General features: G+C 55.2%; 26 protein-coding genes. 8 read left to right on the top strand and 18 right to left on the bottom strand.

Annotation, left to right across the window (positions count from 1 at the left end; translation table 11 throughout):
* Positions 1 to 200: 200 nt before the first annotated feature.
* The 4 genes from COO92_RS08870 to holA are packed head-to-tail and all read left to right on the top strand — an operon-like array spanning position 201 to position 2,964.
* Positions 201 to 710 carry a DUF3576 domain-containing protein gene (locus COO92_RS08870; RefSeq protein WP_101301771.1) on the top strand — a complete coding sequence of 170 codons (510 nt, stop codon included), beginning with the start codon at positions 201 to 203 and terminating at the stop codon, positions 708 to 710.
* A gap of 4 nt (positions 711 to 714) precedes the next feature.
* Positions 715 to 1,398 (top strand): hypothetical protein, encoded by a 684-nt coding sequence (locus tag COO92_RS08865; RefSeq protein WP_133125054.1) that lies wholly within the window; start codon positions 715 to 717, stop codon positions 1,396 to 1,398.
* Positions 1,395 to 1,904 (top strand): LPS assembly lipoprotein LptE, encoded by a 510-nt coding sequence (gene lptE / locus COO92_RS08860; RefSeq protein WP_101301457.1) that lies wholly within the window; start codon positions 1,395 to 1,397, stop codon positions 1,902 to 1,904. Before COO92_RS08865 ends, lptE begins: the two co-directional genes overlap by 4 nt.
* 28 nt (positions 1,905 to 1,932) lie before the next feature.
* The gene (gene holA / locus COO92_RS08855; RefSeq protein ID WP_101301455.1) at positions 1,933 to 2,964 is read left to right on the top strand and encodes a DNA polymerase III subunit delta; all 1,032 of its coding nucleotides are present in this window, start codon (positions 1,933 to 1,935) and stop codon (positions 2,962 to 2,964) included.
* 195 nt (positions 2,965 to 3,159) lie between these two features.
* Here holA and COO92_RS08850 read toward each other — a convergent pair whose 3' ends face one another.
* From COO92_RS08850 to COO92_RS08820, 7 genes are all read right to left on the bottom strand, one after another.
* On the bottom strand, positions 3,160 to 4,512 hold the full coding sequence (locus COO92_RS08850) for a ParB/RepB/Spo0J family partition protein (RefSeq protein ID WP_101301453.1): 1,353 nt from the start codon (positions 4,510 to 4,512) through the stop codon (positions 3,160 to 3,162).
* Complete coding sequence (locus tag COO92_RS08845) at positions 4,509 to 5,336, bottom strand: ParA family protein (RefSeq protein ID WP_101301452.1); 828 nt, start codon at positions 5,334 to 5,336, stop codon at positions 4,509 to 4,511. The genes COO92_RS08850 and COO92_RS08845 overlap by 4 nt, the downstream gene beginning before the upstream one ends.
* Entirely contained in the window at positions 5,333 to 5,968 is a 636-nt protein-coding gene (rsmG, locus tag COO92_RS08840; RefSeq protein WP_101301769.1) for a 16S rRNA (guanine(527)-N(7))-methyltransferase RsmG, read from the bottom strand. Before rsmG ends, COO92_RS08845 begins: the two co-directional genes overlap by 4 nt.
* A 743-nt stretch (positions 5,969 to 6,711) precedes the next feature.
* On the bottom strand, positions 6,712 to 8,610 hold the full coding sequence (gene mnmG / locus COO92_RS08835; RefSeq protein ID WP_101301450.1) for a tRNA uridine-5-carboxymethylaminomethyl(34) synthesis enzyme MnmG: 1,899 nt from the start codon (positions 8,608 to 8,610) through the stop codon (positions 6,712 to 6,714).
* Positions 8,611 to 8,730: 120 nt separating this feature from the next.
* Entirely contained in the window at positions 8,731 to 10,104 is a 1,374-nt protein-coding gene (gene mnmE, locus COO92_RS08830) for a tRNA uridine-5-carboxymethylaminomethyl(34) synthesis GTPase MnmE (protein WP_101301767.1), read from the bottom strand.
* A 393-nt stretch (positions 10,105 to 10,497) separates the two neighbouring features.
* A complete protein-coding gene (locus COO92_RS08825) occupies positions 10,498 to 10,821 on the bottom strand; it encodes a (2Fe-2S) ferredoxin domain-containing protein (protein ID WP_101301765.1) in 324 nt (107 codons plus the stop codon).
* A gap of 4 nt (positions 10,822 to 10,825) precedes the next feature.
* Positions 10,826 to 11,104, bottom strand: coding sequence for a DUF6489 family protein (locus COO92_RS08820; protein ID WP_101301449.1), 279 nt, complete (start codon positions 11,102 to 11,104; stop codon positions 10,826 to 10,828).
* A 286-nt stretch (positions 11,105 to 11,390) separates the two neighbouring features.
* Between COO92_RS08820 and COO92_RS08815 the strand changes: the two genes are divergently transcribed.
* Complete coding sequence (locus COO92_RS08815; protein ID WP_101301447.1) at positions 11,391 to 13,430, top strand: thioredoxin domain-containing protein; 2,040 nt, start codon at positions 11,391 to 11,393, stop codon at positions 13,428 to 13,430.
* A gap of 88 nt (positions 13,431 to 13,518) precedes the next feature.
* Complete coding sequence (locus COO92_RS08810; protein WP_101301445.1) at positions 13,519 to 14,007, top strand: methylated-DNA--[protein]-cysteine S-methyltransferase; 489 nt, start codon at positions 13,519 to 13,521, stop codon at positions 14,005 to 14,007.
* A 37-nt stretch (positions 14,008 to 14,044) separates the two neighbouring features.
* Here the strand turns inward: COO92_RS08810 and COO92_RS08805 are convergent, their stop codons facing one another.
* Positions 14,045 to 14,446, bottom strand: coding sequence for a VOC family protein (locus COO92_RS08805; protein WP_101301764.1), 402 nt, complete (start codon positions 14,444 to 14,446; stop codon positions 14,045 to 14,047).
* A 292-nt stretch (positions 14,447 to 14,738) separates the two neighbouring features.
* Here COO92_RS08805 and COO92_RS08800 point away from each other — a divergent pair, with 292 nt between their 5' ends.
* Positions 14,739 to 15,713 carry a quinone oxidoreductase family protein gene (locus tag COO92_RS08800; protein WP_101301443.1) on the top strand — a complete coding sequence of 325 codons (975 nt, stop codon included), beginning with the start codon at positions 14,739 to 14,741 and terminating at the stop codon, positions 15,711 to 15,713.
* Between the two features lie 57 nt (positions 15,714 to 15,770).
* Here COO92_RS08800 and COO92_RS08795 read toward each other — a convergent pair whose 3' ends face one another.
* Complete coding sequence (locus tag COO92_RS08795; protein WP_028791745.1) at positions 15,771 to 16,334, bottom strand: HD domain-containing protein; 564 nt, start codon at positions 16,332 to 16,334, stop codon at positions 15,771 to 15,773.
* A 148-nt stretch (positions 16,335 to 16,482) separates the two neighbouring features.
* Here COO92_RS08795 and COO92_RS08790 point away from each other — a divergent pair, with 148 nt between their 5' ends.
* Positions 16,483 to 16,788 (top strand): hypothetical protein, encoded by a 306-nt coding sequence (locus tag COO92_RS08790; protein WP_101301442.1) that lies wholly within the window; start codon positions 16,483 to 16,485, stop codon positions 16,786 to 16,788.
* Between the two features lie 23 nt (positions 16,789 to 16,811).
* On the opposite strand, the gene COO92_RS08785 is transcribed toward COO92_RS08790, so the two are convergent.
* The 9 genes from COO92_RS08785 to COO92_RS08745 form a co-directional block, all read right to left on the bottom strand.
* Positions 16,812 to 17,462, bottom strand: coding sequence for a LysE family translocator (locus tag COO92_RS08785; protein WP_101301440.1), 651 nt, complete (start codon positions 17,460 to 17,462; stop codon positions 16,812 to 16,814).
* A gap of 185 nt (positions 17,463 to 17,647) precedes the next feature.
* Positions 17,648 to 18,910: a transcription termination factor Rho gene (gene rho, locus COO92_RS08780; protein WP_101301439.1), complete on the bottom strand. Its 1,263-nt coding sequence runs from the start codon at positions 18,908 to 18,910 to the stop codon at positions 17,648 to 17,650.
* Between the two features lie 387 nt (positions 18,911 to 19,297).
* Positions 19,298 to 19,657 (bottom strand): helix-turn-helix domain-containing protein, encoded by a 360-nt coding sequence (locus COO92_RS08775; protein ID WP_101301437.1) that lies wholly within the window; start codon positions 19,655 to 19,657, stop codon positions 19,298 to 19,300.
* Positions 19,654 to 20,379: a Smr/MutS family protein gene (locus COO92_RS08770; protein ID WP_240626380.1), complete on the bottom strand. Its 726-nt coding sequence runs from the start codon at positions 20,377 to 20,379 to the stop codon at positions 19,654 to 19,656. The genes COO92_RS08775 and COO92_RS08770 overlap by 4 nt, the downstream gene beginning before the upstream one ends.
* Positions 20,380 to 20,593: 214 nt before the next feature.
* Positions 20,594 to 21,472, bottom strand: a complete 879-nt coding sequence (locus COO92_RS08765) for a substrate-binding periplasmic protein (protein ID WP_240626379.1) — start codon at positions 21,470 to 21,472, stop codon at positions 20,594 to 20,596.
* A gap of 58 nt (positions 21,473 to 21,530) precedes the next feature.
* A complete protein-coding gene (dnaQ, locus tag COO92_RS08760; protein ID WP_101301434.1) occupies positions 21,531 to 22,235 on the bottom strand; it encodes a DNA polymerase III subunit epsilon in 705 nt (234 codons plus the stop codon).
* Between the two features lie 37 nt (positions 22,236 to 22,272).
* Positions 22,273 to 22,848 (bottom strand): dephospho-CoA kinase, encoded by a 576-nt coding sequence (gene coaE, locus COO92_RS08755; protein ID WP_276307558.1) that lies wholly within the window; start codon positions 22,846 to 22,848, stop codon positions 22,273 to 22,275.
* Between the two features lie 30 nt (positions 22,849 to 22,878).
* Positions 22,879 to 23,745: a shikimate dehydrogenase gene (locus COO92_RS08750; RefSeq protein ID WP_101301430.1), complete on the bottom strand. Its 867-nt coding sequence runs from the start codon at positions 23,743 to 23,745 to the stop codon at positions 22,879 to 22,881.
* A gap of 50 nt (positions 23,746 to 23,795) precedes the next feature.
* Positions 23,796 to 24,395 (bottom strand): Maf family protein, encoded by a 600-nt coding sequence (locus tag COO92_RS08745; protein WP_101301428.1) that lies wholly within the window; start codon positions 24,393 to 24,395, stop codon positions 23,796 to 23,798.
* Between the last annotated feature and the right edge of the window lie 80 nt (positions 24,396 to 24,475).

Below are 24,475 nucleotides of genomic sequence, written 5' to 3'. Positions count from 1 at the left end.
ATCGCACCGTCAAGCAACACTGTGTCCAAAATGATACATTGATCAAACACTGTGGCACAAAAAGCACACCGGTTTTCTTTGATCACAAACCCGATCCGCCCTATATTCGCGGAAATTTTGCATTCCAATGATCTTAAAGGCCGAAAATGGTGACCTTGTCTTCGTTTAAATCTTTGGTACTTTGCGCCGGATTCGCTGTCGTGCTGGCGGGCTGTTCTTCAAGTTCTGTCGACTATGACCAGTTTCCCGGATCGGCAAACACCGATGAACGCGTAAATGGCCGCGCCATGACCCGCGCCCAAGAGAAAGAGCGTGGCACAGTCTTCGGTGATAGTCTGAGCCTGTTTGGCGGAGAGGATTCCAAAAAGGGCACTGGATCGGGCATTGGTGTGAACAGCTTCCTGTGGCGGGCAACCCTCGACACCCTTTCTTTCATGCCACTTAACTCAGCCGATCCGTTTGGCGGCGTGATCATTACCGACTGGTATACGCCCGGTGAAACGCCAAATGAGCGGTTCAAACTGACGGCTTATATCCTTGGCACAGCCCTTCGGTCGGACGCGATTAAGGTTTCGGTTTTCCGCCAAGTCAATGTCGGCCCCAATCAGTGGCAGGATGCCGTGGTCGAACCGGGTACAGTCACATCGATGGAAGACGCCATCCTCACCCGCGCCCGCCAGTTGCGAATCGATAGCGCAACCGCCGAGTAGGCTGATGGACGATACCTCTTTATATATATCGCCTGAATACAACCCCCATTCGCTGATGCGCGATTGGGGGTTCTTCGTTGAACAGCAACGCCCCGATATATATGCAGCACTTTCCGGACCGCTCAGCCCCCTGCGCCAGATACTTGCCGCGTCCATCACCACAATGGCTGGCGGGGAATTTGTCGCGACCCCGGCAACTTCGGGAAAAGTCACCACGGATTTTGTTGTACCAGATGCCCGAACGATGTGTCAGGAAGTTGGTCTTGATGTCCTCACCCTTGCCTTGCTGGCAGATGTCCCGCTGCACAGACCGCTTCAGATCACGCAAAACGCACTGATTGGCCATTGGCGCTGGCTGCGTCTGGTCTGGCGTACATTGGCTGATGCAAAACCCGCGACCGGATGCGTTGACACAATCCCGGCAACAGCTGAAAGCACCTTTGCCACACTATATCCGGCACTGATGGCAGGACGGAGTAACGTCGCAATCGCCAATCTTCGAAAAATGTTTCAAAACCTGACAGCTCATTCCGAAACACAAAGTGTGCAAAACGGCCTCTCGGAAAGCCCGGATGCTCTTCATTCTTTCCTTGCCAATCTCACTCTGTTTTGCCCTTTTATCGGTTACGACCTATTGTGTCGCCACGGTCTGATGAAAGCTCCTTGGATAAAAGGTTCTATTGAATGAAATTGCGCGCCATTTTCCCAGCACTCACACTGATTGCCCTGATGTCTCTGAGTGCCTGCGGCTTTCGCCCGCTCTATGCAGAAGATCGCAGTGGACAAAGCACCGCTGTAGATATGTCACAGGTCGAAGTCACCCTGATCAATGACCGTGTCGGCCAAATTACGCGCAACCTTTTAATCGAAACTCTTACCCCCCGCGGTCAGGCTTCCAATCCTGCTTACACATTGGACGTAGAAGTATCCGAGTCGACCAGCGAACAGGGCTTTACCAAAGACAACGAAGCAACAATTGCCGACTATTTGCTTGAAGCAACCTATCAACTAACCCGCAAGTCCGACGCCGCACTGTTGCGTCAGGGCTTCGTAAGGGCACGCACTAGTTACAACATTGTCGATTCGGACTTTGCCAGCCTCGAAGCAGAAAAAGCCGCCCGTCGTGACGCCGCGCGTAATCTGGCACAGCAAATCGCCAATCAGGTTGCCGTTGGCCTGCGCGCCATTCCGTAAGACCTTCTCTGGAAGACGTATCTAACCGATGAAACTCAAGGCAGCCCAGGTCGAAACCTTTCTCCGTGCGCCAGACGCCAAGGCACAGTTGGTGCTGATCTATGGCGAGGACGAAGGTCTTGTGCGCGAACGTGCGGTAAAGCTTGCCAAAACCGTCGTCGAAGACCTCAAGGATCCTTTTCGGGTAATCGAAATGGGCAGTGCCCAGCTAAAAGAAGACAGCAGCCGCCTGCGCGACGAAGCCGCCGCCATCAGTTTTGGTGGCGGGCGTCGCGTCATCCGACTCCGCGACATTGGCGATGCACAGGCCGCGGCAATTGCCGACTTCCTCAAAGACCCTGCGGGTGACGCCCTGATCGTGATCGAAGCTGGCAGTTTGCCATCCCGTTCCAAATTGCGTCAGGCGGTTGAAAAGGCCGGCAACGGCATGGCCCTTCCGTGCTATGCCGACAGCGGCCGCGACCTTGAAGGTCTGATCAGTGCGGTGATGGAAGATCACAAACTGCGCATTGATCGCGATGCGACCCGCTATCTGGTTGCCAATCTGGGCTCGGACCGCATGATATCGCGAAGCGAGCTTGAAAAACTCGCCCTCTATGCGTTCAAGGACGGTCAAGTCACACTGGCCGATGCGATGGATTGCGTTGGCGACAGCTCAGCCCGCCATTATGACGATGTCATACAAGCCGTTTCACAGGGCAATGTCGTCAATCTCGACACGGCCCTTACCCGCCTCACCGAAGAAGGCCTCAATCCTGTTGGCGCGCTTCGCATGATGCTCGGATATTTCCAGAAACTGCATCTGGTCAAAGGACAGATCACCCAAGGAGCCAATACTGAACAGGCAATGAAATCCCTGCGCCCGCCGCTGTTTTTCAAGGCCGCCGATCAGTTCCGGGCCAACCTGAACAATTGGGCCGTTCCAACCTTGCAACGCGCGCTGCAAATCCTGCTTGAGGCAGAAAAAGACTGCAAAAGTAGTCTTGCCGTTCCTGAAACCATCGCGCACCGTGCCATGATCAAAATCGCCGTCGCCCGGCAAAAGCAGGCACGTCGCTAAAACATCACAGGGCAGCCTCGGGAAAAGCCTGACTTAACCTGTAAATGGCATGATTCAACACCCAGAATGCGCGCCAAAAGTGCGCAGAGCGGCTGTATAGCGCCGAGTCCCCGGTTTCTAAAGCCCTTCTCTTTTCGTATGAGTCTATAACCCGGTTCAAATCGACGCTGAGACGGTATAACGGGGCTTTAAACCCTAAAGAATGCGCTTCACTACAACCTCAGTCCCGTTAGCCTTGGCTCTGGCTTTATCCTGCTCTTGCTTAAGAGCCTTGAGCGCGTTCATCTTGTCGCGATCAAGATCTTGCATGCGGATTTTACGTTCCGGCTTTTTTCCGGTGCCATCGGCCACCTCCTCCAGCGCGTCTTCGCCAACCTCTTCCTGTTCGATCGGCGCATCCCCTTCGGGCTCATCATCCATGATCAGGTCGTCGTCCAGCACGTCCCCAGCCCTGTCTTCAGTGCCATGCACCGCATCGGCAATCGATTCGAGCTCAACCGTCAGCGCATCCTCATCATCATTTTCCGCACCGCTACCGGCTTCATCGTCTTCGATAAACATCGAGTCGAATTCGTTTTCATCCGAATCAGACAGATCAGCACTGGAGTCGTCACCCGCCATTTCCCCTGCCTTACCGTGGGTCAGGCGCTGTAAAATATCGTCAAGCTGCTCAAGCGTTTCATAGCGGATGGAGATTTTACCCGCCGCCCCGTCAAAGTCGATATTAACCGCCAACCCCAACATGTTGCTAAGGTCACGTTCCAGAGACACTGTATCTGGGTCTTTGTCGGCCGAACGCCCCCCTGATGACTTCTTCGGACGGGCTGTTTTACCGCCGTCGGTTTTCACCAGTTTTTCCGTCTGGCGGACGTTCAGGCCCTTTTTGACAATCTGGGTTGCCAACTCAACCGCATTCTCAGCACCCAGCAAAGCACGCGCATGACCAGCACTTAAAACTTTGTCTGACAGCATCTGCTTGATCGGTGCGGCAAGGGCGAGCAGGCGCAAACTGTTGGCGATGTGGCTTCGGCTTTTGCCCAGCGCCTGACCCAGCGCTTCCTGCGTATGGGCAAACTCGCTCATCAGCCGGTTATAGCCTTCAGCTTCTTCCAGCGGCGAAAGATCCTGACGCTGCAGGTTCTCAATCAGGGCAATTTCGGCCGTTTCACGGTCATCAAAGTCGCGCACCAAGACCGGCACTTCATGCAGCTGGGCGCGCTGCGCGGCACGCCAGCGCCGTTCGCCAGCAATGATTTCATAGGTGGTTTCGCCGGTTGACGACGCACGGACAAGAATCGGCTGGATAATACCCTTCTCGCGGATTGAGGCCGCGAGGTCATCGATTGCTTCATCGTCAAAATTACTGCGCGGCTGGAACGGCGACGGTTTCAGATCGGTAATCGCAATATGCTGCGTCGTGCCCCCCGGCCCCGGGTGTGCGACCGCCGCGTCGGCATTGGCGGCAACGGCAACCCCGACATCCTCGTCTTCTTCACCCAGAAGAGCCGACAGCCCGCGACCCAACCCACGTTTTTTTGCTTCGCTCATGCTTTCACCCCTTCGCGTTTCAAGACTTCACTGGCGAGATTAAGATAGGCCCGTGAACCGGGGCATTTCATATCGTAAACCAGAACCGGCGTGCCGTGACTTGGTGCTTCCGATACCCGAACATTGCGCGGGATCACGGTGCGATAAACCACATCGCCAAAATAATCACGTACATCATTGGCAACCTGTGCAGACAGGTTATTACGCTTGTCATACATGGTCAGAACAATGCCCTGAATCTCAAGATCCGGATTAAACGCCTTTTTGACCCGCTTGATCGTGCGCACCAGATGACTAATGCCTTCAAGGGCAAAGAATTCACACTGCAATGGCACCAAAACTGCGTCAGACGCCACCAGTGCATTCAGGGTCAAAAGCCCCAAAGACGGCGGACAATCAATCAGCACGTAATCAACGTCATGCGGCAACCGGGCCAGCGATTCTTTAAGCTGGGTTTCGCGCCGTTCGAAATCAACCAGCTCAATCTCCGCCCCCGTCAAATCCATGCCCGCGGGCACAATGCTCAGACGCGGGATCGGCGTATCAATCCGCGCTTCTTCAAGGGTGTTGCCATTGATCAACACGTCATAGGAACTGATCTGACGGTCTGACGGGCGCAGCCCAAGACCGGTGCTGGCATTGCCCTGCGGGTCAAGATCAACAATCAAAACCCGCTGGTTGACGGCTGCCAAGGCGGTCGCCAGATTGATCGTTGTCGTTGTTTTACCAACCCCACCCTTCTGATTGGCCACTGAAATGATGCGCGGGCGATGTCCTTCACCCTTGGCTTTGGTCGAAAGCGGCAAGTCAATTACGTCGGTCACCGGCTCACTCCTTTTAAGATCATCACAACGCCGTCCGGATCGACCAGGCTGGCATGCGTGGTTACATCAAATGTCCAACCAGCGTCGCGTGCGTCCGCCAGTTCATCCTCAAAGGCACGTCCTTTTAGCAACACATAATGGCCACCCGGTTTCAGGTGTCTTTGGCCAAATTCCAACAGTTTTGGCAGGGGTGCGAAAGCACGCGCCGTCACCACATCGGCTTCGCACGGCTGGGCCGCTTCGATTCGCTCGCGGGCAATCTTGGTCTGCCCAAGAACACCACACACCCGTGCGGCTTCCATCAGAAAGACGGTTTTCTTGGTGTTGGATTCCATCATCGTGACATTCCCTGCCCCTAAAATGGCAAGGACAATGCCGGGGAAACCAGCGCCAGACCCAAAATCAACGATTTTACCAGTGGTCGCGACGTCCTGAAGATGCGGCCAAAGCTGCGCAGAATCCTGTAAATGACGTCCCCAAACGTCTTCTGCTGTGCTGGCGCCGACAATATTAATTCGCGGCTGCCACTTCACAACGAGGTCTGCATACTGGTTCAAGCGGTCCAATGTTTCACGTGAAACACTCAAATCGCGCTCAAACCATGTTTTTACGGGTTCGGAAATGGATTGCATAAACGATTTATACGCCGCGTTTTCAAAACACGCCAGCTTTGACTTCACATTGACGCATCTTTTTATCGCTCCGAGCAGCGAAAATAGATCAATTTTTGCCGAAATGTTTCACGTGAAACATTGAAAAAGATGTTTTTCGTCAGAAAAATGCATCGGCTTACTTCCTCATGAGCCTGCGCTCGCGGGCACGCATCTGAATATCGAGACACCTACCCTTTACCTCTTGGTCGCTGGCAGCGATGTCCGCCGAACCGCTGCCTGTCCAACAAAATAATCTTTGCTGAAATTCTTTGCCGCCCAGCCAGCCCCCAAGCCGCCCTCAACCTCAGAGGCTTGACGTTCGTATCCTGTCGAGAATTTGGCAACCTTCTCCCGCCGCTTGTCTCTTCCCTTCGGACATCAACCAGCCTAGAGCCAGCCCAAATTTGAACAGGTGTCCGTTTAGCCAGATGACCCTTTGCGACGGGCAGAAAGATCGATTCTTGGCGTTTGAGGGCGCGGGCTGATCTTATTGAAAGATACCTTACTTCCTTCGGATGACCTACCCCCTCGCCTTCAAAGGTTACCCCGTAAGGACGTAGATACGGCTTGGCGTTTTAGGTGTGGTGTTTGGTTGCGCTGGCCTAAACGAAAACAGCCCGATCGGAGCAAACCGACCGGGCTGTTGATCTTTGTCGATGGTACGAACTTTGTTAGAGGCGTCGGGGTGCCTCGCGCGCCTACACGTCTATCGCTTAAAGCCCTTATGCGCTGCGGGCGTTTTTGACCTGATGCTTGTGACTTTTGATATGACCCAACAGGGCGGTCACCGCCGCCGGGGTCACACCGGGAATACGCGATGCGGCGCCGATGGTTTCCGGCTGAATTTCTTTCAGCTTAATGCGGATTTCCGCCGACAACCCACCGACCTTATCGAAATCAAGACCGCGTGGCAGGCGCAATTCTTCGTCCCGGCGGAAGGCCGCAATGTCGGCAGATTGACGGTCAAGGTAGCCTTTGTACTGTGCATCAATCGCCACCTGTTCCTTGATCGCCGGATCAATGGTGGCAAGCTGCGGCCAGACCTTGGTCAGGGTGTCAAAGTCGATATCAGGATAAGCCAGCAGGTCGTAGGCACTGCGGCGCACGCCATCAAGGTTGATCTTGATGCCAAATTTCACCAGCGTATTGGGTGTTTCGGCCAAGCTGGACACGTCACTCTTGGCAGCCTGAAGCGCGGCTTTTTTATCGCCCCAGACCTGTTCACGGGTCGATGCGACACAACCAATTTCAAGCCCGCGATCGGTCAACCGCTGATCGGCGTTATCGGCGCGCAGCATCAACCGGTATTCGGCGCGGGATGTAAACATGCGATAGGGTTCGCGCGTCCCTTGCGTCACCAGATCATCGATCATCACCCCGATATAGGCGTCCGCCCGATCAAGCCGGAATTCGCGTTCGCCGCCATCACATAGAAGTGCTGCGTTGACCCCGGCGACAAGCCCCTGCCCGGCGGCTTCTTCATAGCCGGTCGTGCCATTGATCTGCCCGGCAAAGAACAGCCCGGCGATTTTTTTGGTTTCCAGCGTATGGCGCAATTCACGCGGATCAACGAAATCATATTCCACCGCATAGCCGGGACGGAAGATTTCAACCTTTTCCAGACCCGGAATGGTGACCAGCATGGCGAGCTGAACATCCTCCGGCAATGAGGTTGAAATGCCGTTCGGATAGACGGTTGGATCATCCAAGCCTTCGGGCTCCAGGAAAATCTGGTGCTGATTTTTCTCGGCAAAGCGCACGACCTTGTCTTCAATCGACGGGCAATAGCGCGGGCCGCTGCTGTTGATCTGGCCACTATACATTGGCGCGCGGTGCAGATTGGCACGAATGATTTCGTGGGTCGCGTCCGTCGTCCAGGTCAAATGACACGGGATTTGCGGCACGGTGATTTTAGAGGTCAGGAAGGAAAACGGATCGGGTGGTGTATCGCCCGGCTGTTCCTGCAGGCTGGCCCAATCAATGGTGCGGCCATCAAGGCGCGCCGGTGTCCCGGTTTTAAGACGGCCCAGTTTGAAATCGTATTTTTCCAGCGTCTCGGACAGCCCCATCGACGGCGCATCGCCAATGCGGCCAGCCGGCGTGGTTTTTTCACCGATATGAATAAGCCCGCGTAAGAACGTGCCGGTGGTCAGAACGACTGCGCCCGCATGATAGCTGCTGCCATCGCCGGTGATCACACCCGCAACGCGATGGTTCTCATCAATGATCAGGTCTTCAACACCGCCTTCAAGGATGGTGAGGTTTTCTTGTTCAGCCAAAATATCCTGCACCGCCTGACGATACAGCTTGCGGTCGGCCTGTGCACGCGGTCCGCGTACGGCCGGTCCTTTGGAGCGGTTGAGCATGCGGAACTGAATGCCAGCCCGGTCAATCGCACGGCCCATCACCCCGTCCAGCGCATCGACTTCGCGGACCATATGTCCCTTGCCCAGACCACCGATGGCCGGGTTACACGACATTTCCCCGATGCGATCGGCGCGGTGCGTGACCAGTGCGGTGTTTGCGCCCATGCGCGCAGCGGCAGCTGCGGCTTCGCAACCGGCATGGCCACCACCAACCACAATCACATCAAAACGGTTCTGCTGCTCAGTCTGAGACATCGACTTCCTCATTCCATCCCCCGCCGTCGTTTTGCGGGATCGAACCTTTTAGGGGTTCTAAACGTCAAACACGCGTCATCGGAACGGCCGATGTTTCACGTGAAACACTTTCTGGTAATCTTATTTGCCGATACAGAAGTCGCCGAAGATAATATCAAGCAAGTCTTCCACATCGACACGTCCGGTAATCTTGCCGATTTCCCGCACCGCGAGGCGTACATCCTCAGCAGCAAGTTCGGCGATATCGGTCTTCATTCCGCGATCCAGATGGTCGCTGGCACTTTCAAGTGCGCGCCTGTGCCGCAACCGTGTCAGGGGTACGGGACCGGCAAAATCGAGCCCTTCTTTTACGCGAGTCTCCAGCAGTTGCAAGAGGCTTTCCATCCCCTGCCCGGTCATGGCCGATATGGGCAAAACGGGAAGCTCCAGCTTGGCCCCGCCCGCCGATGTCCCGTTCCAAACCTTGGGAATATCGGCGCTGCCAAGATCATCGACCTTGTTGATCAGCAATATGGTGCTGCCATCAATCAAACGGGCGGCTTCGGGATCAATGGTCGGCCAGTCGTCGCGATCAATCACCACAAGCCGCAAATCGGCATTATCCGCCCGTGCCGTTGCACGCCGCACGCCTTCGGTTTCAATCACATCACCACTTTCGCGCAAGCCAGCCGTATCAACCATGGTGACGGGGAACCCACCCAGATCAAGATGGACTTCGATCATGTCGCGTGTGGTCCCGGCAATTTCCGATACAATGGCGGCATCGCGCTGGGCAAGGCGGTTAAGCAAGCTTGATTTCCCGGCATTGGGCGCGCCAAGGATGACAATCTGGAACCCTTCGCGCAGACGTTCACCCCGGCGATTATCGGCCAGATGGCGGGTGATTGCCTCGCCCACCGCGATCAAATCGCCGCGCACCACCGGTACAATCCCGTCGGGCAAATCTTCGTCGGGGAAATCAATATCGGCCTCAATATGGGCCAGCGCCTTCATCAGGCGTGCGCGCCAATCTTCATATAGCGCGCCCAACTCCCCGGCCATCTGGCGCACGGCCTGACGGCGCTGGGCGGCGGTTTCGGCATCGATCAAATCGGCAATGCCTTCGGCGGCGGTCAGGTCCATCTTGCCGTTTTCAAAGGCGCGCTTGGTATATTCGCCCGGTTCGGCAATCCGCAGGCCCGGTTGGCGCGACAGGCATTCCAGCACCCCATCAATGACAGCCCGCCCACCGTGGGTATGAAGCTCCACCACGTCTTCGCCGGTAAAGCTGGCCGGACCAGCAAAATAGATCGCCACCGCATCATCAAGCCGTTCGCCGGTTTGCGGATCACGGATCGGCGCATAGACCGCCTGGCGCGGTTTGGGCAGGTGATCACGGCCCAGCAACGCACAGAGCGTCTGGCCCGCCGCAGGACCCGAAAGACGGATGACGGCAACGCCGGCGCGTCCGGCCCCGGATGACAGGGCAAAAATGGTGTTTTGGTGTGCAATCATCATCTGTCCGTCGTTTTGGCTGTGGCAACCGCTGCGGCCTGCGTGATGGCGTGGCAACGCGATCGGTCAATCTGTGCTGTCGATATCGGTCAGACAGACCGAAAGGTCAACATATCGCTTTAAATACCAACAGGTCTTTAAGGCCGGAACAGAAGAATAAAAACTGTTTCAGAGAGTTTTCCCCGTCACCCGTCATGCCCGCGACGGCGGGTATCCAGATCGCGTTTAGGCACGAAGACAAGCGGTCGGCGCTTGCAGCACCATGGACTCCCGTCTACGCGAGAGTGACGGTTTGAGATGATGGCTGCTCAGGAGTCACGACACAGCAATCGGTGTCGGAAAATTTGGCGGTCAAAACCTTAGAAACCCGGGACCGTGACGACGTCACGATCGTCATTGATCCACCGCAAGCCGGAGCCGTTCGACCACCTGCCCACCGACAAGGTGGTCCGTCAGGATCGCGTCGATGTCTTCCATGCTGTCATAGCGATACCACGTACCTTCGGGGTAAATCACCATCACCGGCCCCAATTCGCAACGATCAAGGCACCCGGCGGTATTGATCCGGGTCATCGGCAGGCCCAGTTCCTTGGCGCGGACCTTCATGTAATTACGCAGTTTGGTCGCACCCTTGGACTGGCAGCATCCGCGTTCATGCCCGTTTGGGCGTTCGTTCTGACAGACAAACACATGTGCCTGATAGTAATGGTCGCTCAACAATTCAGTCCTTATCGCTTTTTTTGCCCGGTTTTCCGCCCTGCCCGGCTTGTCCGGCGGCGTTGAACTGACCCCAGAACGCCTTTTGCATCTGATCCCAGTTCTGCATGCCCTGAGGCAGCCAGGTATTGACCATGGTTTCGGGGTCCATCGCCGCAAGATTGGCTTTCATGCGGTCTTCGATTTCTTTCATCATCGCCTGTTGCATCGGCTGAACATCTGGCAAGCCAAAGAAGGTGCGCAGTTCTTCCGGGCTGCAATCTATATCGACGGTTACTTTCATCGCCCCGATCTCCTTGTTCTTTTCTGTTATCTGGTCGCAATCATTATGACTTGCCCCGGCGGCATCTCAATCATAATCGGGCATAACCGGGCATAATCGGCAAATCCGCGCCGCAAAAACCACTTTATCGGGTCACCCGACAAAGAATTACCGCCGTTGGCCTTTAAGTATGATGGTTCTACCCTTAGGATAAACACCATAACAAAGAGTTACGGATCATGAACGCCACATGATTCGCACCTGCCCACCAAACGCCGGCCACCCGATTGGCGGCACAGGAAATGACATGGATCTCGCGACAAACAATCTTGGATCAGAAACCAGCCCCTATCTGCGCCAGCACGCAGATAACCCGGTGCACTGGCAACCCTGGAGCACGGAGGTTCTGGCTGCTGCCAAGGCCGCCAACAAGCCGATCCTTTTGTCTGTCGGCTATGCGGCGTGTCACTGGTGCCATGTCATGGCCCATGAAAGTTTCGAAGATGACGGCATGGCCGGGCTGATGAATGAGTTGTTCGTCAACATCAAGCTTGACCGTGAAGAACGCCCCGATCTGGATGCGGTGTATCAAAATGCGCTGGCGTTACTCGGTCAACAGGGCGGCTGGCCGCTGACCATGTTTTTGACCCCCGATGGGGAGCCGTTCTGGGGCGGAACGTATTTTCCCAAAACCGCGCGTTATGGCCGCCCGGGGTTTGATGAGGTCCTTAAAACCATCGCCAAGCTTTATGCCGAAAAGCCCGAAGATATCCGCCACAACGTCACGCAGATTTCCCAAGCCCTTCAAAAAATGAACAGCGGGGCCAATGGTGCCGTGCCGAGCTTGGAAATGATTGATCGTTGCGGGCATGGCTGTTTGCAGATCATGGATGCCAAAAATGGCGGCACAACCGGTGCGCCGAAATTCCCGCAGCCCAGCCTATTGTCGCTGATCTGGCGGACCGGGGTGCGCAGCGACGATGATGAACTTAAACGCATCGTCAAACACAGCCTTGATCGCATGTGTCAGGGCGGCATTTATGACCATCTGGGCGGCGGATTTGCCCGCTATGCGGTCGATGACCAGTGGCTGGTGCCGCATTTTGAAAAGATGCTCTATGACAATGCGCAGCTGATTGATCTTTTGTGCGATGTCTGGCGCATTGATGCCAATCCGCTGTATGCAAGGCGCGTGGAAGAAACCATCACCTGGACCTTACGCGAAATGCGCATCACGGGTGGCGCCTTTACCGCCAGCCTTGATGCCGACAGCGAAGGGGTCGAAGGCAAGTTCTATGTCTGGACAGAGGCCGAAATTGACGCGCTTCTGGGCGATGATGCCGCGTTGTTCAAGAAATTCTATGACGTGTCAAAAGACGGCAACTGGGAAGGCAATACCATCCTTAACCGCACCCAGTCGGGCTTGGGCCTTGCCGATGAGGCGACCGAGGAAAAACTGGCGGACCTGCGCCAAATATTGCTGAGCGAACGCGCCAAGCGCATCCGTCCGGGCTGGGATGACAAGGCTCTGACCGACTGGAACGCGATGACAATTGCCGCCATGGCCGAAGCCGCCATGACGTTCAAGCGCGCCGATTGGCTGGATTACGCCAAGCTGGCCTATAATTTCGTCACCAATACCCTGATGAAAAATGACCGGTTCCTGCACAGTTACCGCGACGGCAAAGCCCAGCATACCGGGATGCTAGAAGACTACGCCCATATGATCCGGGCTGCTTTGCGCCTGTTTGAATGCTTTGGCGAGGATGCCTATCTGCGTGAGGCGGTTGCATGGTCAGAAACTGTCGAAACCCTGTTTGCCGATGCCAAAGGCGGCTATTTTCAGTCGGCATCGGATGCCACGGACCTGATTGTCCGTCAGAAACCGCATATGGATAACGCAGTCCCGTCGGGCAATGCGATTATGGCGCAGAATTTGGCCAAGCTTTTTGCGCTGACCGGGAATACGACCTATCGCGACCGCACGGAAATCACGCTTTCGGCCTTTGGCGGGCGTTTGACCGAACAGTTCCCCAATATGCCGGGATTGCTTCTGGCCGCGGAAATGCTGCAAAACCCGGTGCAAATTGTCCTGATTGCCAAGGACCGCAGCCAGATTTATCTTGAGATGCGCCGTGCGATCTTTGCCGCCTATCTGCCCAACCGGGCGATTACCATCCTGTCAGAAACCGATACCCTGCCCGCAGGTCACCCGGCATCTGGCAAAACCGCGATTGATGGCAAGGAAACCGCCTATGTCTGTCAGGGGCCGGTGTGCTCCGCCCCGGTGACGACACCTGATGACCTTACCAAATTGCTTGCCGACCTACCGGCCAAGGCGGCATAAGGCACTTATACACGGCTTTGACGGGCAAGAGGGTATGCGCCACCGCCGCACATGCCCCTGCCCGTCTTTAACAGGATCACGACAGACCATGCCCCAGATTTCGATCAACAGCCCGGTTGGCCCGCTGACCATCTTTGAATTTGACGGTGTGATCGTCGCACTCGACTGGGGTTTTGTCGAAGAGATGGAAACAAGCCCGGTTCTTGAAGACGCCAAAGCGCAGCTTGCGGATTATTTTGCAGGAAAACGCGGCGATTTTGATCTGCCGCTTGCCCCGGATGGCACCGATTTCCAAAAGGCGGTCTGGGACGCCATGCGCAAAATACCGGCCGGGTCAACCGCGACCTATAAGGACCTTGCCACCGCCGCCGGATCGCCCAAGGCATTTCAATCGGTTGGCACCGCCTGCGGGCTCAACCCGATCCCGATCATCATTCCCTGCCACCGGGTTCTGGCATCGGGCGACAAGCCGGGTGGTTATTCCGGAGATGGCGGACTTGAAACCAAGCGGGCACTTTTAAAGATCGAAGGTGTCGACCTTCCGCTTGGCGATGATCAGGGTAGTTTTGATCTTTAATCCGCTACCGCCTAATCGTTGCGCAGATGCCGGTACTTTATGCGGTGTCACCGCTGGCGTAACAGACCGCCTGTAATTTATTGCCATCGGGATCACGGACATAGGCCGCGTAGTAGTTCGGGCCATAATGGCTGCGCAAGCCCGGTTGGCCTTCATCCATGCCACCATTTTGCATGGCGGCGGCGTGGAAGGCATCGACCTGTTGGCGGGTGTCGGCGGTAAAGGCGACATGGGTGCCATTGCCCCAAGTCGCCGGGCGGCCATCCTCGGGCGTATAGATATAAATGGTCGGCATTTGCCCATTACGGTCATACGCCAGAGGCTTTTCAGCGGGCTTGGGCACGCGTTTAAAGCCGATGGCCCCCAGAGCGGCGTCATAAAAGGCTTTAGAACGCGATTTATCGTTTGTTCCCAATGTGATGTGACTGATCACAGACATCATAAAACTCCCCGTTAAAGACCAAATTACGCCCGAAAATACATAAGCTTCTGCTCATCAAGAGCAAAACCCGTTGCAAGGAAGCTTAGCAGAAGCTCATGACAGGATGAGTCAGGAGCCCGCAAGAAGCCACCGACATTTTCAGTCGTCCGGCGCGCGCCCGTTGTCGTCTGCATCACTGCACAACAGTTCGGCGTAATCCCCTGCTGCAAAACACCAAGTTCTGACCTACACTCCTGCCATTGACGCAACAGACGTTCACAGAACGCGAACAAATAACGGGAGGTCTTAAATGACCAAAGCATTCCGCTTTTATGAAACCGGCGGCAGTGATGTGCTGCGCTTTGAAGACGTCGAGGTTGGCGCACCGGGCGAAGGTGAAGTCCGCCTGGCGCAAAAGGCCGTTGGCCTGAACTATATCGATATTTATTTCCGCTCCGGTGTGTATCCGGCCCCGTCCCTGCCATCCGGGCTTGGGCTTGAGGGGGCTGGCGTGATTGAGGCGGTTGGTGCCGGGGTTACGGACCTTTCGGTTGGGGATCGGGTGGCCTATGCCGCGCAGCCGCTTGGTGCCTATGCCGAGGCCCGCGTCATGCCGGCCAAGGGGCTGGTCAAAATCCCCGATGATGTCAGTTTCGAACTGGCCGCAGCCGCCATGCTCCAGGGCATGACCGCACAATACCTTTTGCGCCGGACCTACACCGTTAAAAAGGGCGACACCATTTTGATCCATGCCGCCGCAGGCGGTGTTGGCCAGATTGTCTGTCAGTGGGCCAAGCATCTGGGTGCGACCGTGATTGGCACGGTTGGATCGCCCGAAAAGGCCGAGATTGCCAAGGCAAAGGGTTGCGATTACCCGATCCTGTACCGCGATGAAGTGGTGTCCGAACGGGTGATGGAAATCACCAAGGGCCAAGGCGTTGAAGTTGTTTACGATTCGGTCGGGAAAGACACATTCGATGATTCGCTTAAATGCCTGAAACGGCTGGGCATGATGGTTACTTTTGGTCAGTCATCCGGGCCTGTCCCGCCCGTGCCGATCAAGGCGCTGGCTCCCGGTGCCTATTTCCTGACCCGACCCAGCATCTTCCACTATACCGCGACCCGCGAAGAATTGCTGGCCACGGCCAATGATCTGTTTGATGTGCTGAAATCCGGCGCGGTCAAAATCGACATTACAGCGACCTATCCGTTGGCAGATGCCAAGCAGGCGCATGATGATCTTGAAGGCCGTAAAACCAACGGATCGATTGTCCTTACAGTATAAAATTATTATCTAAGATCAGATATATAATCTTAGATTTAAATAAAGGCAGAGGCTGGATTAAACCCCGGCTTCTGCCTTTTGTTGTTCTTCGGGGGTGTGGAAGGCCCGGACATCGCGCGCAATCGCGTCAAAGCGTTCTGACAGATTGTCACTGACCACACGGCATGGGGCGACAACCGCCTCGGCCCAAGTGACATAGGCAAGGATTTGGTCTTCGTCCCAGCCAATCGGGGTGTCGGTCAACATCGCCCCGACATTGGCGACCTTATCGGCAAGGCGGACCAGTTTGGCCGCCTCGGTCAGGTCGGGGGCGGTTTCGATCTGCTGTGCTTTACGCTCATCACGCGGCAAGGCCTTGTCATCGCTGACTTCCAACACGATATCGGCGACCGTATCATTGAAACAGGCGGCAATTTCATCGCGGGTCGCGCCGCAATCCTCGATCACGTCATGCAGGATGGCGGCACAGAGGATGTCTTCGTGCGTATGTGGTTCGCATTCGACAATCAGGCGCGAAACCTCAATCGGGTGGTTGATATAGGGTTCTTCTGCCGGGCCTTTGCGCCGCTGATCGCGGTGCGCGCGGGCGGCAAAATCAACTGATTTGAGTAAAAGCTGCATCAAGCTCGCAACCGTCGTGAATGAAGACCATCAGAATCACATGGCTGTTGGCGGGTTTCAAGCATTGATCCCCTATCGCATCGGAAAATCAATTCCTACATAGGGATTATGCCCCGGTTCACCAACGTCCCGACCAAGGAGGCCCACCATGTCCCATGCCATGCAGCTGAAATTGACCTTGCGCAATGGCAATGCCAAACAGGCACTTAGTCTGACCAGTCTGGCGCCCCAAACCGGTTGGGACAGTGCCCCGCCCCATCATTTAGCCGGTGGGGACAGCGCGACCTGCACCCTTGAAACCAGTGATGAGCTGGCGATTACCCTGTGTTACGGCCCGCACCATATTGGCATTCGTCTGGGCGATGGTAAACTCAGCATCGATCCCGGCGACGCGATGGTCGAGCAGCAACGGCTGGACGGATATGGGGCCGAGGTGACACTGGTGCTGATGTAAATCCTGTCGAGGAGGATCTGACCCTAATTGCGCAAATCGCGCAGGCCATCGATCAAAAGACGTCCGCCAATCACCCCGAAAACCGCACCGAACAGGCCATCAATTGTTCGGAAAAACCGCTGATAGGCCCGAACGGCAACGCCGGTCGAAAACAGCACGGCATAGGTGCCATAAATCACCAGTGCCGACATCGCCGCCATCCCCCCAATCAGAACCAATGCGGCGTGCGCCCCATGTGTCGTGGCCAGAAACATCGATACCGCCACCCACATCAGTGCTGCCTTGGGATTGGTCAACACCACCAGAAGTCCAGTGCGATAGGCATCAAGACCCGACCGCTGCGCGGTTTGACCGGCAGAAAACCCTTGTTGCAGGCCATTTCTGTGTTTCAGGCAGGCCCGCAAGGATTTCAGGGCAAGATACAGAAAATAGGCGCCGCCAAGCAGTTTCATCGCGGTCAATGTTTGCGGGAAAGCATCAATGACGGCACCGATGCCAAAGGCAAACAGCACCGACCATATGAACACGCCCGTCGCAATGCCCGCCGCACTCAGCAAACCGGGCCGCCGCCCACCTGACAGCGCAGCCGAAGACACCGCCATCATGTTCGGCCCCGGCGATATCTGCGTCAGCGCAATACCAAACATGACCGTGGCAATTTCGACACCATTCATCCGTTAACTCCCACGTCCTCAGCCTAGATAGCAGTATGATCGCGGGACAGCAGAATTCAAGCCATACTGTTTCATGTGAAACAATGACCATCATACGCGTCAGGCAACAAAAAAACGGGGCCCCGAAAGGCCCCGTTTAATCATCAGATGATTGTCACATAACGGTTTAGAACCAAAGGGTTGGCCTAGCCGTTCATGGAATCGAAGAAATCGTCGTTGCTTTTGGTTGTTTTGAGCTTGCCCAAAAGGAATTCCATCGCGTCCTGTGGCCCCATCGGGTTGAGGATACGGCGCAGAACCCACATTTTCGACAGAACCGATTTGTCGACCAGCAGTTCTTCCTTACGGGTACCCGATTTAAGGATATCAATCGACGGGAAGATACGTTTGTCAGACAGTTTACGATCCAGGATAAGCTCGGAGTTACCGGTCCCTTTGAATTCTTCAAAGATGACCTCATCCATGCGCGAGCCGGTATCGATCAGGGCGGTCGCGATGATGGTCAGCGAGCCGCCTTCTTCGATGTTACGGGCCGCACCAAAGAAGCGTTTTGGACGTTGCAGCGCGTTGGCATCAACACCCCCGGTCAGCACCTTGCCCGAGCTTGGCACGACGGTGTTATACGCACGCGCCAGACGGGTAATGGAATCGAGCAGGATGACGACATCATGCTTGTGCTCGACGAGGCGTTTGGCCTTTTCAAGCACCATTTCGGTGACCTGAACGTGGCGCTGTGCCGGTTCGTCGAAGGTTGAGCTGATGACTTCACCTTTGACCGAGCGGTCCATGTCGGTGACTTCTTCTGGGCGTTCATCAATCAGAAGAACGATCAGATAGGCCTCGGGATGGTTTTCCTCGATCGCGTGCGCAATATTTTGCAGCATCACGGTCTTACCGGTCCGGGGCGGTGCCACGATCAGGGCACGCTGACCTTTACCAAGCGGGGCAACAAGTTCGATCACCCGGTTGGTGGTGTCCTTGTTGCCTTCCTGATCGATGGTCCGCTCCATCTTGAGCGGCTCGTCAGGATACAGCGGGGTCAGGTTATCAAAGTTAACGCGCTGACGGACTTTTTCGGGCGCGTCAAAGTTGACCTTGTCGACTTTGAGCAGCGCAAAATACCGTTCGCCTTCTTTGGGCGAGCGGATCTGGCCTTCCACCGTGTCACCGGTACGCAGGCTAAAGCGGCGCACCTGACTGGGGGAGACGTAAATATCGTCGGGTCCGGCAAGGTAGTTTGCCTCGGGACTCCGCAAAAAGCCAAAGCCATCCGGCAGCACTTCAAGAACACCCAGACCAAAAATGGCGTGGTCGTTCTCGGCCAACTGTTTGAGAATGGCGAACATCAACTCCTGTTTACGGAGTGTGCTGGCATTTTCGATTTCAAGTTCATCGGACAGAGCAAGCAGCTCGGTCGGTGATTTCTTTTTAAGGTCTTGAAGATGCATATGTGCGTTTAATGATCTGTGGTTGCCGGAAGGGCGAAGACGTCAATGGGATAGGATAGGATGTGCGGTTGACCGTCGGGCAAGGCACTCAGGCAAATGCTGGGGCGTGCGGACGGTTCGAAACCTTGTAGTTGCATAAAGGCAGGGTTTTTTCATGTTTCTGGATCGAAACACCCCCGATTGATAACCGCGATAATCACAATAGTCAAACCGTGTTTCGCGCAATGTCGCTATTTTAGTGCCTCTGATGCACAAAAAACACGATTCTGTAACCAACTTGCGGTTTTAGGGTCATAAAACGTGTCAAAATGCCTCAACCAGAACAGTAAATTTGTCCGGCATTTGGTCCAGCATCGGATCGGTTTGAGTTTCCCTGCCCTAAAGCCCTTAGGATGGTCGTTCGCGGACAATGTCGAGCATGCGCGACAACTGATCGTCACTTAATCCTGCGATCCGTTCAGACAAAAGATTGGCAAGTTCGGTGGCTTCGGGTTCCAGCCCGGCGGTATCGACGGTGATTTTCGGGTGCGAAAGCTGGGCCAGACGTTTGATATCGTCAACCTCATCCCAGACCAGATTGAAATAGCCGCAAATCTGCTGCACCAGACCGGGGCTGGGCCGACCGCGATGGCCATGTTCAAGGGCTGACAAATAAGCCGGTGAGAGCTGCAATGCGCTTGCCATATCGGTCAGGGTGACATCGTTGCGGGCCCGTAATTCCCTGATGCGGTTGCCAAAAGGTGTCACGGGCGTCTCCGTTTCAACAAAACATAAAAGGCCCCGGCCCCGCCGTGCTGAATCTGGGCCTGATGAATGGCAAGAATGCGGGTGCGCAGGCGCGGGGCGCTCAGCCATTGCGGGGTGCGCGACCGCAAAAGCCCGGTGCGGCCATATTCATCGGGGCGCGATCCCTTACCGGTGATCACCAGCACACAGCGTTTTCCCGCCCGCCAGCTGTCTTCGATAAAGGAATTGAGCGCATTGTGGGCGACTTCCTGGGTCATGCCATGCAGATCGATGCGGCCATCGATGCTCATTTTGCCTTTTTGGAACTTATTGGCGGTGGAGCGGTCAATCCCGTCGGTCACACCGGGTTTAAGATCTTCGAGCTTACGGTTTTTGACCTGCGGGCCCCGATCGGCATTGCGCGCCGAGGGCAAATTGCGCACAGCACGGTTTTCTTCGGATTTTTGCAGGTTGTCGGCAAGACTGTCGGGCAATGGGATGGCGGTATCGCTCATATGGCCGTCGTCATCAGGATCAAACACGGCATCTCCGCCTTTGCGCTTTTTAGTGCGCAAGGGTTTGACGTCACGGGTAAAGACCTCCCACAGGGCCTTTTCCTCTTCATTGACGGCACGGCGTCGTTTCTGCGTCTTTTTCTGTGTCATCGGACCAGATCGATTAACCTTAGTGCGCTCTGCTGCGGCCCATTGCTGTGCCCATTCCTGTGCCAATTCCTGTGCCAATTCCTGTGCCCGGCGCAATTTTCCCGCAAAAACCCCATGGTTTTCAAGAAAATACGCTGCCTGTCACAGGATAAGAAGCCGTTAGACCAAGGGGTTTGAATTGAAAACCGCCTCAGACCCGGTATCAGTTTGCAAAGGCATAAAGCCTTTCGCGTGCTGATGCCACGCCTGTTTGAAGATTTTTAGTCAAACAAAACGCACCCAAATTGGCGGTCTAGTCGTCGTCGCCATCGCCGTTCAGATCGACACAGCTGACACCGTTATTATCAAGATCGAGCATGGCACTTAGGAACGACCCTGACTGATTGGTCGACAGGCCGTGATTGCGGCGGTTTTCAACAAAAAATCCATCGCGTTTGAAATCATCAAGCTGCTGTTGCAGTTTTTGAATATCGCGGTCTGGCACATCACCACTGACGGCGGCATAGAGATAACAACTGCGATAGGCCAATGCCCCATCAATTTTTGGCAGTTTTCCGGGCGTATCACTGATGTCGATGGCGTCAATATAATGACGCAAAATATTGCCGCCGATGGCAATCAGATCGACCCGATCGGCCAGCAACATCGGCAACAGTAATTCTTCACGCGGGACCAAGATCAATTGCGCCGCACCGCGTTGCTGCAGATATCCTTCGCGGGCCGATCCCAACAACACACCGATCCGGGCTTCGCTTAACACCCGTTCAAACCCCAGTTCGCCCCAGTTTTTGGTCGAAATCCCGTATAAGTTCCAGATTGTCCGGCTGATCGGGCCAACCCAGTTAAAGGCATCTTCGCGCGATTCTGTGCGTGTGGTGGGATAAATGACGTGACCAGCGTCTTTGGTTGCCAGTTCCATCACCCGTTTCCACGGGACTTGCGCGACCAGCTGGCTCGGGATTCCGGCCTTTTTGAAAACTTCAGTGACAAGACTGTCAAAATAACCAGGTTCGGGACGGCCCGATGATCTGACTTTGGGGTTTTCAGACAGATGGATTTTATAGGTTCCGTCAAACCCCGACACGGGATTGCCCAGCGGATCGTCTTCAGCAGTGGCGATGGCTGGATTTAAAATCGCCAGAACACACAGAGACGTAAAAACAGCCTTCACACGATACCAACACCATCCGTTCGACCGAATTGCCCACCGTGAAAAGCGATTAATCACATCACGCCTCTTTTGTTTTTAGCCACACCGCATCGATAACCTTGCTTTCGATATAGGCCTTGTGGGCGGCAAGCTCAGTGTCACTGATCACGTGCGGGCGTGGTTCCAGACGGTTTTCCTTTGGCCCCAGAACGCGTTCCGCGCCGTCGTCATCATCGCCGCGTGCATTGGGATCAAGCGACAGGCCGTGCTGACGCCCGCCGAGAAGTTCAAGATAGACCACCGCCAGAAGATCGGAATCAAGCAGGGCGCCGTGCAGGGTCCGGTTGGAGTTATCAATCTTGAACCGTCGACACAGCGCATCAAGGCTGACCGGGGAGCCCGGGAATTTTTTGCGCGCCATTTGCACGGTATCAAGGGCGCGCTCCATGGGAATTTTGGGTTTGTTCAACCAGCCAAGTTCCGCATTGAGGAACTTCATATCAAAGGGCGCATTGTGAATGACCAGAACCGAATCATCGCCAATAAATTCGATGAAATCATCGGCAACCTCGGCAAAGACCGGCTGGTCTTTCAGGAAATCATCGCCAAGCCCGTGCACGTCGAAGGCTTCTTTGGGCATCGGGCGTTGCGGGTTGATATATTGGTGATACTGACGCCCGGTGGGCATGTGATTGATCAGTTCGATACAGCCAATTTCCACCAAACGATGGTCGGAATACGGGTCAAGACCGGTGGTTTCAGTATCGAGGACGATTTCACGCATGTATCAGGGTCCGAGGGTCATAGAGGGTCATAGAGGGTCACAAAAATTGGGCACAAATTCCGCAAATATGGTCAAACGTCACGGCACGCCCCAGCCCTGTCGGGATGATAAAATCAGCGCGCTGTCGTTTTTCAAAATCAGGCATCTGTTTTGACAGGATGGCGGAAAATTTGCTCGGCGTCATCCCTTCTCGACGCATGACACGTTGGCGTTGAATGAATGCCGGGGCGGATACCACCGCAACACTATCACAGCGGTTTTGCCCACCGGTTTCAAACAGAAGCGGGATATCAAGCACCACAAGGTGGCGGCCAAGGGATCGTTGTTGATGCAAGAACCGGATTTCGGCTGCCCGGATCAAGGGATGAAGGATTTTTTCCAGGGTGCGCAAAACACCCGGATCGGCAAAGGCCTTTTTGCTGAGGAGCTTTCGGTCAATCCGGCCATTGCGGATGATACCCGGAAAAGCTTGGGCAATCAGATCAAAAGCCGCACCTTTTGGTGCCATCAAATCATGGCTGGTGGCATCGGCGTCATGGACCGGCACACCGAGATAGCGAAACATCCCGGCCGCGGTTGATTTTCCCATCCCGATGGACCCGGTAAGTCCCATTATTATCATAATAAGATTACTCTTGAATGCTTAATCAGGCGATAAGACAAAGTCGCGCAGTTCTTGTGTCACTTCAGGATCAATTCCAAACCAGCGATGGAAGCCTGGCCGGGCCTGATGCAGCAACATGCCCAGACCATCGACAATCGGGTTACCGCGTTTTTTGGCCTGCATCAGCAAATCGGTCATCAGCGGTGCATAGACAATATCAGTGACAAGGGCGGATTGCGGCAATCCTGTCAGATCAATTTCAAGGGCGGGTTGGCCGACCATGCCAAGGCTTGTGGTATTGACGACAAGTGATGCGTTTTCCAATGCGGTCGGCGCGACCGGCCAATCGATCACGGTAATGCGCGGATCGTTGATTTCCGCGGCCAAATCATCAGCCCGTTTGCGGGTCCGGTTGGCAATGCGGATTTCCGGGCTGCCTTCATCAAGCAGGGCAACCAAAACCGCCCGCGACGCCCCACCTGCCCCCAGCACCACCGCCGGGCCGGAACAAAATGCGATATCGGGGGCTTCCTGACGCAGGTTTTCGATAAAACCGAACCCGTCGGTGTTATCGCCCAGCATCCGGCCATCCTTGGCAAAGGTGACGGTATTGACCGCCCCGATGCGCCGGGCACGTTCAGACAATTCATCACATTCAGGCATCGCCATTTCCTTTTGCGGAATGGTGACATTAACCCCGGAAAACCCAAGATTGCGCAGGGAATTCAGCGCGGCCTGAAAGTTTTTCGGCTCAACCGGCAGCGGCATATAGCTGCCATCAATACCGTATTTCGCCAGCCAGTAGCCATGCAAACGCGGCGATTTGGAATGCGAGACGGGCCAGCCCATGACACCGGCCAGACGCGAATTGCCCGAAAGGGTGCGATAAGGAATGCGTGATGTCATGACGATGGTGTTCCTGCCTGATGGTTTTTTATTCTATGCCACTGCTATTATTAAGCTTTCAGAACACCATGATCACGCAAAAAACCGATCAGGGGCAAGAGGGGCAAGCCCAGAACGGTAAAGTAATCACCGCGCACCTCGGTAAACAGCTGGGCACCGATGCCTTCAAGCTGATAACCGCCGACACAGTCAAAGATGTCCTCGCCCGCGGCATCAAGATACCAATCAAGCCATTCTTCGGTGAAATTGCGCATGGTCAGATGGGCGGTATCAATCGTGCCCCATATGCGTGAGCCTTCTTTATATATAACAGCGGCTGAGACCAATTGATGGGTTTTACCGCGCAGGGCCAGAAGCTGTGCGCGGGTATTGTCGCGGTCTTTGGGCTTATCAAACCAGATGCCATTGCATTCGAGCATCTGATCGGCGGCAATCACAATGCCGTCGGGTTGCTGGCGATACATGCGCAGCGCCTTCATTTCCGCCAGTGTTTCGGCGGCTTGCGCCGCATTGGCACCCTCGGCCTTCATTGATTGTTTATAGCCTTCCTCGTCAATCATCGAGGCAATGGCATCGCAATCGACCCCGGCATTTTTAAGCATGGCGTGGCGGGTTTTGCTGCTGGAGGCCAGAATGAGGCGGTGGTTCATGCGGTACTTCCCAAATTCAAGAATTTTGCGTCACTCTATATAGAGTGTCCGGATATAGAGTTTCGGATCAAAGCAGGTTT

It is taken from the genome of Thalassospira lohafexi (assembly GCF_002844275.1).
Lineage (GTDB): Bacteria > Pseudomonadota > Alphaproteobacteria > Rhodospirillales > Thalassospiraceae > Thalassospira > Thalassospira lohafexi.
The sequence above is the reverse complement of the archived record's forward strand: the minus strand, read 5'-3'. Positions and strand labels throughout refer to the sequence as shown.

Bases quoted from the DNA above. Each gene is read 5' to 3' on its own strand.
- COO92_RS08745 (WP_101301428.1), bottom strand. From the start codon at position 24,395: ATGAACCACCGCCTCATTCTGGCCTCCAGCAGCAAAACCCGCCACGCC.
- dnaQ (WP_101301434.1), bottom strand. From the start codon at position 22,235: ATGCGTGAAATCGTCCTCGATACTGAAACCACCGGTCTTGACCCGTAT.
- mnmE (WP_101301767.1), bottom strand. From the start codon at position 10,104: ATGATTGCACACCAAAACACCATTTTTGCCCTGTCATCCGGGGCCGGA.
- COO92_RS08785 (WP_101301440.1), bottom strand. From the start codon at position 17,462: ATGAATGGTGTCGAAATTGCCACGGTCATGTTTGGTATTGCGCTGACG.
- COO92_RS08750 (WP_101301430.1), bottom strand. From the start codon at position 23,745: ATGACATCACGCATTCCTTATCGCACCCTTTCGGGCAATTCGCGTCTG.
- rho (WP_101301439.1), bottom strand. From the start codon at position 18,910: ATGCATCTTCAAGACCTTAAAAAGAAATCACCGACCGAGCTGCTTGCT.
- COO92_RS08790 (WP_101301442.1), top strand. From the start codon at position 16,483: ATGTCCCATGCCATGCAGCTGAAATTGACCTTGCGCAATGGCAATGCC.
- COO92_RS08820 (WP_101301449.1), bottom strand. From the start codon at position 11,104: ATGAAAGTAACCGTCGATATAGATTGCAGCCCGGAAGAACTGCGCACC.
- coaE (WP_276307558.1), bottom strand. From the start codon at position 22,848: ATGGGACTTACCGGGTCCATCGGGATGGGAAAATCAACCGCGGCCGGG.
- rsmG (WP_101301769.1), bottom strand. From the start codon at position 5,968: ATGCAATCCATTTCCGAACCCGTAAAAACATGGTTTGAGCGCGATTTG.
- COO92_RS08815 (WP_101301447.1), top strand. From the start codon at position 11,391: ATGGATCTCGCGACAAACAATCTTGGATCAGAAACCAGCCCCTATCTG.
- COO92_RS08865 (WP_133125054.1), top strand. From the start codon at position 715: ATGGACGATACCTCTTTATATATATCGCCTGAATACAACCCCCATTCG.
- COO92_RS08795 (WP_028791745.1), bottom strand. From the start codon at position 16,334: ATGCAGCTTTTACTCAAATCAGTTGATTTTGCCGCCCGCGCGCACCGC.
- lptE (WP_101301457.1), top strand. From the start codon at position 1,395: ATGAAATTGCGCGCCATTTTCCCAGCACTCACACTGATTGCCCTGATG.
- holA (WP_101301455.1), top strand. From the start codon at position 1,933: ATGAAACTCAAGGCAGCCCAGGTCGAAACCTTTCTCCGTGCGCCAGAC.
- COO92_RS08810 (WP_101301445.1), top strand. From the start codon at position 13,519: ATGCCCCAGATTTCGATCAACAGCCCGGTTGGCCCGCTGACCATCTTT.
- COO92_RS08805 (WP_101301764.1), bottom strand. From the start codon at position 14,446: ATGTCTGTGATCAGTCACATCACATTGGGAACAAACGATAAATCGCGT.
- COO92_RS08850 (WP_101301453.1), bottom strand. From the start codon at position 4,512: ATGAGCGAAGCAAAAAAACGTGGGTTGGGTCGCGGGCTGTCGGCTCTT.
- mnmG (WP_101301450.1), bottom strand. From the start codon at position 8,610: ATGTCTCAGACTGAGCAGCAGAACCGTTTTGATGTGATTGTGGTTGGT.
- COO92_RS08800 (WP_101301443.1), top strand. From the start codon at position 14,739: ATGACCAAAGCATTCCGCTTTTATGAAACCGGCGGCAGTGATGTGCTG.